The organism is Streptomyces spiramenti, assembly GCF_012034385.1.
GTDB lineage: Bacteria > Actinomycetota > Actinomycetes > Streptomycetales > Streptomycetaceae > Streptomyces > Streptomyces spiramenti.
In genome coordinates this window covers 1-11,076 of sequence record NZ_JAAVJB010000181.1, presented here as the reverse complement: position 1 = coordinate 11,076, position 11,076 = coordinate 1, and the positions used below count along the sequence as shown (strand labels likewise).

11 protein-coding genes and 1 pseudogene are annotated in these 11,076 nt (G+C 74.9%); 7 read left to right on the top strand and 5 right to left on the bottom strand.

All coding sequences use genetic code 11. The annotated features are described in order from the left end of the window. Positions 1–149: 149 nt before the first annotated feature. Together HCJ92_RS18410 and folP are read right to left on the bottom strand one after the other, a co-directional pair. Complete coding sequence (locus HCJ92_RS18410; RefSeq protein ID WP_167934718.1) at positions 150–620, bottom strand: nuclear transport factor 2 family protein; 471 nt, start codon at positions 618–620, stop codon at positions 150–152. Further along, positions 617–1,558, bottom strand: a complete 942-nt coding sequence (gene folP, locus HCJ92_RS18405) for a dihydropteroate synthase (RefSeq protein ID WP_245240987.1) — start codon at positions 1,556–1,558, stop codon at positions 617–619. Before folP ends, HCJ92_RS18410 begins: the two co-directional genes overlap by 4 nt. A 615-nt stretch (positions 1,559–2,173) precedes the next feature. Here folP and folB point away from each other — a divergent pair. The 3 genes from folB to HCJ92_RS18390 all read left to right on the top strand — a co-directional run bounded on the left by folB (position 2,174) and on the right by HCJ92_RS18390 (position 3,871). Beyond that, complete coding sequence (folB, locus tag HCJ92_RS18400; protein WP_167934717.1) at positions 2,174–2,533, top strand: dihydroneopterin aldolase; 360 nt, start codon at positions 2,174–2,176, stop codon at positions 2,531–2,533. Beyond that, entirely contained in the window at positions 2,530–3,147 is a 618-nt protein-coding gene (gene folK / locus HCJ92_RS18395; protein WP_167934716.1) for a 2-amino-4-hydroxy-6-hydroxymethyldihydropteridine diphosphokinase, read from the top strand. Before folB ends, folK begins: the two co-directional genes overlap by 4 nt. Positions 3,148–3,385: 238 nt before the next feature. Further along, positions 3,386–3,871 carry a DUF3180 family protein gene (locus HCJ92_RS18390; RefSeq protein ID WP_167934715.1) on the top strand — a complete coding sequence of 162 codons (486 nt, stop codon included), beginning with the start codon at positions 3,386–3,388 and terminating at the stop codon, positions 3,869–3,871. An 86-nt stretch (positions 3,872–3,957) separates the two neighbouring features. Here the strand turns inward: HCJ92_RS18390 and HCJ92_RS18385 are convergent, their stop codons facing one another. The 3 genes and pseudogenes from HCJ92_RS18385 to HCJ92_RS18375 all read right to left on the bottom strand — a co-directional run bounded on the left by HCJ92_RS18385 (position 3,958) and on the right by HCJ92_RS18375 (position 7,118). Next, positions 3,958–4,569, bottom strand: coding sequence for a DJ-1/PfpI family protein (locus HCJ92_RS18385; protein ID WP_167934714.1), 612 nt, complete (start codon positions 4,567–4,569; stop codon positions 3,958–3,960). Between the two features lie 238 nt (positions 4,570–4,807). Next, positions 4,808–5,783: pseudogene (locus HCJ92_RS25865) on the bottom strand (GlxA family transcriptional regulator). A 168-nt stretch (positions 5,784–5,951) separates the two neighbouring features. After that, the gene (locus tag HCJ92_RS18375; protein ID WP_167934713.1) at positions 5,952–7,118 is read right to left on the bottom strand and encodes an ABC transporter ATP-binding protein; all 1,167 of its coding nucleotides are present in this window, start codon (positions 7,116–7,118) and stop codon (positions 5,952–5,954) included. Between the two features lie 74 nt (positions 7,119–7,192). On the opposite strand from HCJ92_RS18375, the gene HCJ92_RS18370 reads away from it, so the two are divergent. The 4 genes from HCJ92_RS18370 to HCJ92_RS18355 all read left to right on the top strand — a co-directional run. Beyond that, positions 7,193–8,047 (top strand): ABC transporter permease, encoded by an 855-nt coding sequence (locus tag HCJ92_RS18370; protein WP_338054243.1) that lies wholly within the window; start codon positions 7,193–7,195, stop codon positions 8,045–8,047. After that, positions 8,044–8,835: an ABC transporter permease subunit gene (locus HCJ92_RS18365; RefSeq protein ID WP_167934712.1), complete on the top strand. Its 792-nt coding sequence runs from the start codon at positions 8,044–8,046 to the stop codon at positions 8,833–8,835. The genes HCJ92_RS18370 and HCJ92_RS18365 overlap by 4 nt, the downstream gene beginning before the upstream one ends. A gap of 247 nt (positions 8,836–9,082) precedes the next feature. Next, positions 9,083–10,096 (top strand): ABC transporter substrate-binding protein, encoded by a 1,014-nt coding sequence (locus tag HCJ92_RS18360; protein WP_167934711.1) that lies wholly within the window; start codon positions 9,083–9,085, stop codon positions 10,094–10,096. 248 nt (positions 10,097–10,344) lie between these two features. After that, positions 10,345–11,076 (top strand): hypothetical protein (locus tag HCJ92_RS18355; protein ID WP_167934710.1); only part of this gene is annotated, 732 nt, incomplete at its 3' end.

The window sequence follows — 11,076 nt, the reverse complement described above, 5'->3', positions numbered from 1 at the left end:
CCTCCGAGGCGGCACTCGCACCGCCTCGGAGGACCGGTCGCGCGGCCACGGAACGGGCCGGGCTTGGCGCCACGACCGTCCGTACCCAGGGGCGTGGCTGCCGGGCCCGGCCCGTCGTGCGGTGTCGCCGCCTGCGGCGCCGACGGGGGTCAGAGCTCGGTGACGCCGGGCTCCGCGGGCCCGTCACCGTCCTCGTCCTCGTCGTCGACGAGGACCGGGGAGCCGTGGTGCGCCCAGATCTTCCAACTGCCGTCGTCCACGCGTCGGAAGATGTTGGTGGCGACCACCAGGCCACCGACCAGCGGCCCCGCGGAGCCGTCGTCCTCGGCCGGGCCGCCGGAGAGGATGTTCTCGGTGCAGGTCACGACGGCGGTGTCACCGAGCACCTCGATCTCCACGTCCGTCAGGAAGAACTGGATGTACTCGGTCCCCGCCATGATCAGCGCGTAGGAGCGCATCACCTCGGAGCGGCCGGTGAGGACCGGCCAGCCCGGGTGGACGACGCTGACCCGGTCGTGCAGCCACTGTTCGGCCATCGCCTCCAGGTCGCCGTGCTCCAGCGCGTCGTAGAGAGCGGTGTTCGCGGCCTCCACGGCCTCGATGTCGGTACGCGCGCTCATGTCCGCTCCCCCGTTCCCGCTGCCTCCCCTGTTCCGGCCGCTCCCATCGCCGCCGCTTCCGTCGCCGCTGCTTCCACCGCCCGGGCGACGCGTACCGCATCGGCGGAGGGGCCGACGTCGTGGACCCGGACCGCCCAGGCCCCGTCCCGCGCCGCGATCGCGGTGACCGCCGCGGTGGCGGCGTCGCGGCGTCTGGCAGGGGGCGGGGCGCCGTCCGGGCCGGCCAGCACGCGGCCGAGGAAACGTTTGCGCGAGGCAGCGACCAGCATGGGGCGGCGCAGCTCGCCGGCGAGGCGCCGCAGTCCGGCCACCAGCGCGAGATCGTGCGGCGCCTCCTTTGCGAAGCCGAGGCCGGGGTCGACGACGACGCGGTCCTCGGCGACTCCGCCGTCCACCGCGGCCTCGACCGCCTCCCGCAGCTCGGCCAACACCTCGGCGACCGGATCGGTGTAGACGGCACGGGTGTTCATGTCCGCGCTCTGCCCGCGCCAGTGCATCACCACGAACGGCACGCCGAGTTCGGCGACGACCGGCACCATGCGGGAGTCGGCCCGGCCACCGCTGACGTCGTTGACCAGCTGCGCGCCCGCGGCGACGGCCTCGGCCGCCACCGACGCCCGCATGGTGTCCACGGAGACCGTGACCCCTTCGGCGGTCAGCGCCCGCACCACCGGGACGACGCGGCGCAGCTCCTCCGACTCGTCCACGCGGCTGGCGCCCGGCCGGGTGGACTCGCCGCCCACGTCGACCAGGTCGGCGCCGTCGGCGACCAGTTCCAGACCGTGCTTGATCGCGGCGGACGGCTCGAACCACATCCCGCCGTCCGAGAAGGAGTCGGGAGTGACGTTGACCACGCCCATGACCGCGCATCGGTCCCATGCCGGCAGGCCGTCCACCACACCCCGCGGGGCGGGCTCGTGACCGGTTGAGAGCTGCATGCGACCAGGGTAGGCGCTGGCGCCGGGGTGATCACTTGGTGATCGGGACCTGGACGCCGGGGGCAGGCGGCGGGGAGCGGTGCGGACGCTGCGCCGTCCGGGTGACGCGCGCCGCGCCGCTCCCGGACGCGCCGCGGCGGTCGGCCCCGGCGGTCGCCCGCAGCGCGGAGTCTCCACCGCGCGCTGTCCCGGGTGGCGCGGGCGCCCCGGGCGGGGGCGCGTGCCGGGAGCCGGTGCCCCGCGGGTGGGCGCGGGGGCCGTCCGGTTCCTGCCCGGTTGAGGCCGCGCTCCGGGTTCGGCGGCGTGCTCTCCCCCGATGGTGGCCGGAGCGCGCGCGGCGACGCGTAGCGGCGTGGGGCGGTGGGTAGAGGCCGCGACATCCCCTCCCGGGGTGCCGTACCCGCCCGCGAGCCACGGTGGCGGGCGCGGGTAGATTGCGAGGGGTCGGGCCGCCCGGACCCCGGCGGGCCGTACCGTGCCCGTCGGCGGTGCAGCGTGCCGGTACGGGCGCGACGCCCGCGCGTCGCCCCACCGCGGTCGCGCCGACCGCGACCGGGACCACGGCAGCCGGGCCCGCCACGGGTGCCGGTGCGAACGGGAAGGAAGTGGGCGGCGATGGACCGCATCACACTGCGCGGACTACGGGCACGCGGCTTCCACGGCGCGCTCCCGGAGGAGCGCTCCCTCGGCCAGACCTTCGTCGTCGACGTCCGCCTCGGGCTGGACACCCGCCCCGCGGCGGCCGGGGACGACCTGGGACGGACGGTCCACTACGGAGTGGTCGCCGAGGAGGTGACCGCCCTGGTGTCCGGCGAGCCGTTCGCGCTGATCGAGACACTCGCGGAACGCATCGCCGACCAGTGCCTGTCGCACGAGGCGGTGCGGGAGGTGGAGGTGACGGTGCACAAGCCCGGAGCCCCGATCACCGTTCCCTTCGACGACGTGACCATCACCATTCTGCGGAGCAGACCATGACGAGCAGCGACAACGCCGCTTCCTCCTCTCCCGACCCGACCGTCCAGCCGGTCCCTTCCGCGGTGGTGCAGCAGGTGGACGCCGCCGACGCCACCCTGCACAACCCGCGGCTCGCGGTGATCGCCCTCGGCAGCAACCTCGGCAACCGGCTGGAGACGATCCAGGGCGCCGTGGACGCGTTGGAGGACACCCCGGGGCTGCGGGTCACCGCCGTGTCCCCCGTCTACGAGACCGAGCCCTGGGGCGTGCCCGAGGGCAGCCAGGGCACCTACTTCAACGCCGTCGTCGTGGTGCGCACCACGCTGCCGCCGTCGTCGCTGCTGGAGCGGGCGCAGGCGGTGGAGGAGGCGTACGAGCGGACCCGTGACGAGCGGTGGGGGCCGCGGACCCTGGACGTGGACATCGTCTCCTACCAGGACGTCGTCTCGACCGACCCGGGGCTGACGCTCCCCCACCCGCGGGCCCACGAGCGGGCCTTCGTGCTGGCGCCGTGGCTGGACGTGGACCCGGAGGGCGACTACCCGGGCCGCGGGCCGCTCGCCGAGCTGCGGTCCTCGGTGGACGACAGCGGGGTACGGCGGCGCGAGGACATCGCGCTCGCCCTACCGAGCTGACACCGGTCGAGGGGCACGGGCGCCGTTGGGCGCGGCCTCGCCGCCCTCGTCGCCGCGCTGTGCGGCGGCGGGGGCGCGCGGGACCGGCGGCGCCGGGTAGCGTCACCCCCGGCGGCCCCGGTGGGCCGTCACCGGGGCGTGGTGCGCCCCCGCGGCCCGCACCCGGGGCGCGGACGGAGACGGAACAGACGGACGGCCGGAGGGCGGGCGGCCCCGACGGCGCGGAGGGACAGGCGCGGTGACACAACTGCGGATCGGCACGCTGCTGGGGCTGTTCGCCGGCGCGTTCGCGCTCTCCTGGGCGGCGGCCGGGCTGCTGGACTCGCACGGGATGCTGCCGGCGGTGCCGCTGCTGGCGCCCGTCGCGCTCGGCGCGATCGCGGCGGTGCTGCTGGCGACCGCGCTGCTGCTGCGGTCGCGCATCAAGGCGGCCCGGGAGCGGCGGCCCGGCGCCCGCGGCGTGGAGCCGATGATGGCGGCCCGCGCGGTGGTGCTCGGTCAGGCGAGTGCGCTGGTGGTGTCGGTCGTCTCCGGGATCTACGGCGGGCTGGGGATCTTCCTGGCGCTGGAGTACCTGGACGTCTCGGCCCGGCGCGAGCAGGCCGTCTACGCCGGACTCTGCGTCCTCATGGGGGTCGCCGTCTGCGGCGCCGCGCTCTGGCTGGAACGGATCTGCCGGCTTCCGGAGGACGACGAGAACGGCCCGCTGGGCTCCCCCGCCTGACACGTGCCGTCCCCGCCCCCCGGACCCGACGCGCCCGCGACGGCGCCCGCCGTTGCGGGCGCCGTGCGGGCGCCGGGCATGGCCGCTCAGCCGACCGGTTCGTCGGCCAGGTAGGGCGGCGCGGGGTCGTACTGGATGTGGCGGCGCACCGCCCGTGCGTGGTCCCTGCCGAACAGCCGGCCGACGAGCCACAGCGCCATGTCGATGCCCGCGGAGACGCCCTGGCTGGTGAGCAGCGACCCGTCGACGACGTACCGGGCGTCCCGCACCACGGTCACCTCGCCCCGTGCCGCCAGCGCGTCCTCGCACGAGTGATGGGTGGCGACCCGGCGTCCGCGGGCCGGGCCCGCCTCGTGCAGCAGCAGGACGCCGGTGCAGACGGAGGTGACCCACCGGGCATCGGCGGCGACCCGGCCGAGCCACCCGATCAGGGCGGGGTCGGTGACGGCTCGCATCACCCCCGAACCGCCGGGGACCAGCAGGACGTCCAGCGGCGGGTGGTCGGCCAGGGTGTGGTCGGGGACCACCCGCATGCCCTTGTTGCAGACCACCGGGCGGAGCTGGTCGGACGAGCCGGATATCAGCACCGCCCGGTCACCCGCGTCGCGCAGTATCGCGGAGTTGGTGAACACCTCCCACGGCCCGACGAAGTCGAGTTCCTCCACGCCGTCGAAGATCAACAGCCCGTATGTCGTCATTCCCGCTCCTCGGTGTCGGCTGTGCGGTGCCGGTCTCGGCTGTGCGGTGTCGGCCGTGCGGTCTCGGCTGTGCGGTGTCGGCCGTGCGGTCTCGGCTGTGCGGTGTCGGCTGTGCGGTTCCGGCTGTGCGGTTCCGGTCGGGCTCTTCCGATCGTGCGGCGCGGTGCGGTGGTGCCCCGACGTGGTGCCCGCCCCGGTGCGGACGGGGTGCGGCCGGGGCCCGCCGGCGGGGGCCGCCTCAGCGGGCGGTCCGCTCCCCGCTGGTGCGGAAGCGGTCGCGGTAGTCGGAGGGGCTGACGCCCACCCGGCGGTGGAAGGTGCGGCGCAGCGTCTCCGCGGTGCCGAAACCGCAGTGCCGGGCGACGGCCGCCATGGGCTCGTCGCCCGCGACAAGGGCGCGCTGGGCGGCCTCCACGCGAGCCGTCTCGACGTACTCGCCCGGTGGCACGCCCACTTCGGCGGTGAACCGCCGTTGGAGGTGGCGGGGGCTCAGTCCTGCGCGGTGGGCCAGTTTCTCGGCGGTGTGGCGGGCGCCCGGGTCGGTGTGGACTGCGGCGACAGCCGCCCGGATCGGCTCGGTGGCCGGCTGGGCGGACCACAGCGGGACGCTGAACTGCGACTGGGTGCCGGGGCGGCGGAGGAAGAGCACCAGGTCGCGGGCGATGGCGTGGGCGGGTGTCGCGGCCCACGTCGTCCTCGACCAGCGCGAGGGCGAGGTCCATCCCGGCGGTGACCCCCGCCGAGGTCCACACCGAGCCGTCGCGGACGTGGACGGGGTCCCGGTCGACCGTCGCCTCCGGGTGCTCGCGGGCCAGCTGGTCGGCGCGGCCCCAGTGGGTCGTGACGCGCCGCCCGGCGAGCAGTCCGGCCGCGCCGAGCAGGAACGCCCCGCTGCACACCGAGGCGACGCGGCGGGAGCCGGCGCAGGAGGCGATCCACGCGGTCAGCTCCGCGTCGTGGCGCGCCGCGTCCACGCCCTCCCCGCCGGCGAGGACGAGGGTGTCCACCGCGGCGGGCGGGACCGCCGCCAGGCCGCGATCCGCGTCGATGACGACCCCGCCGCCGCTGCGGACCGGCCCGGGCCGGCGGGCGGCGATCTCGCAGCGGTAGCCGCCGCCGTGCCGGCGGGCGTGCTCGAAGACCTCGTAGGGGCCGAGGAGGTCGAGGGCCTGAAAACCCTCGAAGATGACGAAGACGACGCGGCGTGTGTCCACACCGTAACCCTGGGACGGGGCGCGGTGGGCGTCAACGACGCGCAGCCCACACATCGCGCCGTGCTCCGGCGGCTCGGAACGGCCGGTCCTGGGGGTTGCTCGCCGCTCTCCCGGGACGCCCGGCCCGCGGCGAGGGCCGCGCGCTCGGCGGCCGGGCTCGCCGACTGGTCAGGCGGGGCCGTTGGGCAGCGTCTCCAGGCGGACCTCGGCCCGCTCCACGTCCTGCGCGTCGGCGTCGATGGATCGGCGCAGCGCCTCGTGGAGCCCCGCCGGGGTGAGCACCCCCAGGAAGCGGTCACCGTCGAGGACGGCGATCCAGCCCGCGTCGTACTGGAGCATCATGCCGAACGCCTTCTTGAGCGAGGAGCCGAGCGGCAGCCACGCCTCCATGCGGCGGGCGTGGTCGGCGACGGTTCCGGTGACCGCGGCGCCGGCGGCGGGCCGCGGTACCCAGCCGTGCAGGTTTCCCGAGGCGTCCAGGACGACCGCCCAGCGGGCGCCGCTCTCCCGCATCCGGCCGGCGGCGTCGGCCATGCCGTCGGCGAGGTCGACCAGCGGCGGCTGTTCGAGGTCGCCCTCCTCGACGGCGGTGACCGACAGCCGCTTGAGACCGCGGTCGGCGCCGACGAACTGCGCGACATAGTCGGTGGCGGGGGCGCCGAGCAGAGTGGCGGGCGGGTCGAACTGCTCGATGCGGCCCTGGCCGAAGACGGCGATGCGGTCGCCGAGCCGCACGGCCTCCTCGATGTCGTGGGTCACGAAGAGCACGGTCTTGCGGACCTCCGCCTGGAGCCGCAGGAACTCGTTCTGGAGCCGTTCGCGGACCACCGGGTCGACGGCGCCGAAGGGTTCGTCCATCAGCAGCACCGGCGGGTCGGCGGCGAGGGCGCGGGCCACCCCGACGCGCTGCCGCTGGCCGCCGGAGAGTTGGCCGGGGTAACGGGAGCCGTAGACGGACGGGTCGAGGCCGACGAGGTCGAGCATCTCGGCGGCGCGCTTGCGGGCCGCCGGCTTCTTCCACTCCAGGAGCTGAAGGACGGTGGCGGTGTTGTCGAGCACGGTGCGGTGGGGGAACAGGCCGCCCTGCTGGATGACGTACCCGATGCGCCGCCGCAGGGCCACGGGGTGGATGCCGGCGATGTCCTCGCCGTCCAGCAGGATGCGGCCGGAGGTGGGTTCCTCCAGCCGGTTGACCAGCTTCATGGTGGTCGTCTTGCCGCAGCCGGAGGGCCCGACGAGGGTGACCAGTTCGCCCTCGGCCACCTCCAGCGACAGGTTGTCCACGGCGAGCGTTCCGTCCGGGTACCGCTTGGTGACCTGTTCGAAGCGAAGCATGCGATCCATCTTCCCCCACGGACACGTTCGTAGGATCTTCATTTTCACGAGTCGCGCCGCCTAGTGTTCTCCTGGTGAGTGCCAGCAACTGTCTGACAGCCAACGCGTGGATCTGCGGTGAGTACCTGCGGACCCGGCGCGAGGAACTGATCGACGCCACGCTCCAGCACGTCGCCATCACCGGCACCGCCGTGGTGCTGGCGGTGCTCCTGGCGTTCCCCCTGGCCCTGCTGGCCCGCCGCTACCGGCGGCTGACCGGCACGGTCCTCACTCTGACCACGGTCGTCTACACCATCCCCACGCTGGCGATGTACGCCCTGCTGCTGCCGGTCTTCGGCATCTCGGCGGCGGTCGTCGTCTGCGGACTGGTGCTCTACTCGCTGACCATCCTCGTCCGGAACATGCTCGCCGGACTCGACGGCGTCCCCGAGGACGTCCGCGAGGCGGCGCGCGGCATGGGCTTCGGCCCGGGGCGGCTGCTCTTCCGGGTGGAACTGCCGCTGGCACTGCCCGCGCTGATGGCCGGGGTCCGGATCGCCACGGTCTCCGCGGTCTCGCTCACCACCGTCGGCGCCATCGTCGGCAACGGCGGGCTGGGCAACCTCATCTACAGCGGCATGGACAGCCTCTTCAAGGCACAGGTGCTGACCGCCTCCGTGCTCTGCGTGGTGCTCGCCGTCGTGGCCGACGTGCTGCTCCTCGGCGTGCAGCGTGCCCTCACCCCGTGGGTCAGGGCACGTGACGGCCGCGGCGGGCGGCGCCGAGGGGGCGCGACCGACCCCGGCGACGGCGGGGACGCGCCGGACGGCGGCGACGGGGCCGTGACCCCGGGCGGGGGCGGCGGCCCCGATCCCCTGGCGAAGCCTGCCAACGACGACCGACCCATCGCCGCGGGGGCGCCCGGCGCCCGACAGGAGGCAGGCCAGTGAACGCGTTCCTCGACGCCTGGACCTGGCTGACCACGGCCGACCACTGGGCGGGCCCGGGCGGGATCTGGACCCGGCTCGGTGAGCACCTCTACCTGACCGGCGTCTCCATGGTGATCGCCTGCGTGCTGACGCTGCCGCTCGCGTTGTGGCTCGGCCACACGCCGGTGGCGTCGGGCGGGGGCGGGCGCGGCAAGCGCCTCGGCAGCGCCGTCGCCGTCAACATCACCAACGCCGGCCGGGCCGTCCCGACCTTCGCGGTGCTGGTCGTGCTGATGCTGACCCCCCTCGGGGAGGGCGGGGTGACGACGCCGACGGTGATCGCGCTGGTGCTGTTCGCCCTGCCGCCACTGCTGACCAACGCCTACGTCGGCGCGGCGGAGGCCGACCCGGACGTGGTCGAGGCGGCCCGGGGCATGGGCATGTCCTCGCGCCAGCTGATGCTGCGGATCGAGCTGCCGCTGGCGTTCCCCATGGTCATGACGGGCATCCGCACCGCGACGGTGCAGGTCGTCGCCACCGCGACCCTCGCGGCGCTGGTCGGCGGCGGGGGGCTGGGCCGCATCATCACCGCGGGGTTCGCCAACCAGAACACCGCGCAGGTGGTCGCCGGCGCGGTACTGGTCGCGGCCCTCGCCCTGGTCGTCGAGGGCGTCCTCGTGGTGGCGCAGCGGCTGCTGACCCCCGGCCGCGGCACCGGCGCGCGCGACCGCGCCGCGCGCGAGGAGCTGCCGGCGGAGGGCCGGGAGGACGGCGCCCGCGCGGTGGGCGCACCCTCCGGCACCGCCTGACCCACGTTCCGTCCGCCGCTGCCGGAGCGCCCCACCCCAGCGTCAGCCTGATCAACGGATGGTACGACGAATCAGGAATTGACCGGCTCGAAGCGGGTAGGTGCATGCGCGCCGACCTGTCGGACGGACGCCGAACCCGGTCCGCCCGCGACGTCACATCACCGACACACCCTCTCCGTACCCGCTCAGTACCGTCCCTGAACGGGGCACCAGCCTCCTCACCCGCCGCCGGCGGCGCCCTCGACGAATGGACACCCAGACCGTGAAATCCGCCCGCACCACCCTTCGCCGCGCGCCGCTCGCGACCGCCGCCACGGCACTCACCCTGGCCCTGGCCCTCACCGCGTGCGGCGGCGAGAGCCTGGAGGAGTCCGGCTCCGGTTCGGACACGGACACCGGGTCCGACAGCACCGACACCGACGGCGGCGACAGCCTCGTCATCGGCAGCGCCGACTTCACCGAGGCGACGATCACCGCCGAGCTGTACGCGCAGATCCTCGCCGACGCCGGTTTCGACACCGAGGTCCAGACCGTCCGCGGGCGCGAACTGTACGCCCCGGCACTGGAGAGCGGCGAGATCAACATCGTCCCCGAGTACCTGGCCACCACCGCCGAGTACTTCAACCGCGACGAGAACGGCCCCGACGCCGAGCCCGTCGCCTCCAGCGACCCGGAGGCCACCCGCGAGGCCCTGATCGAGCTGGTCGAGCCGCGGGGCCTCACGGTGCTGGACTACGGCGACGCGGTCAACCAGAACGCCTTCGCCGTGAGCGAGCAGTTCGCCGAGGAGCACGGCCTGGAGACCCTCACCGACCTCGGCGAGTCCGGGCTGGCCGTGCGGCTGGCCGCGGGAGAGGACTGCGTGGAGCGCCCGTTCTGCCAGCCCGGCCTGGAGCGGGTCTACGACATCGACATCACCGAGGTCGACCCCAAGGGCGTCGGCACCGCGCAGACGAAGCAGTCGATCCAGAACCGCACCAACGAGCTGGCGCTGGTCACCACCACCGACGGCACCCTCGCCGACTTCGGCCTGGTGCTGCTGGAGGACGACCAGAACCTCCAGCAGGCGGACAACATCCTGCCGGTGCTCAACACCGAGACCGCCGAGAACCAGGAGGTGGTGGACATCCTCAACGAGCTGACCTCCACGCTCACCACCGACGACCTCGTCGAGCTCAACCGCCAGGTCGACGCCGAGCGCGTCCGCGCCGTCGACGCGGCGCGCGAGTACCTGGTCGACAAGGGCCTCATCGACGGCTGACGTGCGCCGGTGACGGCCTGCGCCCGACGGCGGTCGCACACCGCGACTCCGCGCCGTCGGCGCGCGCACGTCGGCGTTCGGTGGCGCCCCGCGAACCGGGGCGCCACCGAACGCCGTTGCGGCGCCGGGCACCGGGCACCGGGCACCGGGCACCGGGCACCGGATGGAAGCCGACCGGTACCGGCCGAACCGCACAACAATCCCGTTGCGCCCTCCCGCGCCACGCCGCATCACGGTAGGTTTCCGGCATGGCACGCGGACGTCACCGATACATCCCGCCCAACCGGCTGCTGATCCCGGCCGCGGTCGGCGGCTGCGCCGTCCTGACCGCCGGACTCGCGCTGCTGACCGCGGACGGCCTCGCCCTCTTCCCGGCGCTGCTGGTCGTCGCCACCGCCGGCGCCGCCGGCGCGGGGGCAGCCCTGCTCAGGCACCGCGAGAACGTGGCCGAGGCGCGGCTGGCGAACGAGCGCACCAACCGACAGGCCGTCGACGCCCAGGTCAGCGAGTTGCAGGCGGCGTTGGAGGCGGCGACCGACCAGGCCACCGCGCTGGAGCACCGGCTCCAGGGCAAGCGCATCGACCTCGCCCGACTCCGCGGGGAGCACGCCGAACTCCTGCGTCGCTACGCCATGGCGGAGAACGGCCGCGCCAACGCGCTGGAGGGCCGCCGCCGCATCGCGCTGGAGGCGAGCCGCCCGGCGCGCGCCCTCCCCTCCGGGGCAACCGACCACCGCACCGCCGGCGGCAAGCCGACCTCGCTGACCTACCTTCAGGCGTACGACGCGCTGCGCAACCTCGTCCGCAACGCGGACCGGCAGCGGCAGCAGGCCGCCCACGCCGACCGGGAGGCGCGCCCCGGAGCCCCGGCCCCCGCTGACCCCGCGGTCCCCGCTTCTGCGGCGCCCGCTTCCGGCCCGGTGCCGCAGCCGCGTCCCCCGGCCCAGCAGCCGCCCGAAGTCGCAGGGGCCCAGACCGCC

What these genes read in the sequence shown, in the direction of transcription:
- HCJ92_RS18410 (WP_167934718.1), bottom strand. Translation starts at nt 620, where the DNA reads ATGAGCGCGCGTACCGACATCGAGGCCGTGGAGGCCGCGAACACCGCT.
- folP (WP_245240987.1), bottom strand. Translation starts at nt 1,558, where the DNA reads ATGCAGCTCTCAACCGGTCACGAGCCCGCCCCGCGGGGTGTGGTGGAC.
- folB (WP_167934717.1), top strand. Translation starts at nt 2,174, where the DNA reads ATGGACCGCATCACACTGCGCGGACTACGGGCACGCGGCTTCCACGGC.
- folK (WP_167934716.1), top strand. Translation starts at nt 2,530, where the DNA reads ATGACGAGCAGCGACAACGCCGCTTCCTCCTCTCCCGACCCGACCGTC.
- HCJ92_RS18385 (WP_167934714.1), bottom strand. Translation starts at nt 4,569, where the DNA reads ATGACGACATACGGGCTGTTGATCTTCGACGGCGTGGAGGAACTCGAC.
- HCJ92_RS18375 (WP_167934713.1), bottom strand. Translation starts at nt 7,118, where the DNA reads ATGCTTCGCTTCGAACAGGTCACCAAGCGGTACCCGGACGGAACGCTC.
- HCJ92_RS18360 (WP_167934711.1), top strand. Translation starts at nt 9,083, where the DNA reads ATGGACACCCAGACCGTGAAATCCGCCCGCACCACCCTTCGCCGCGCG.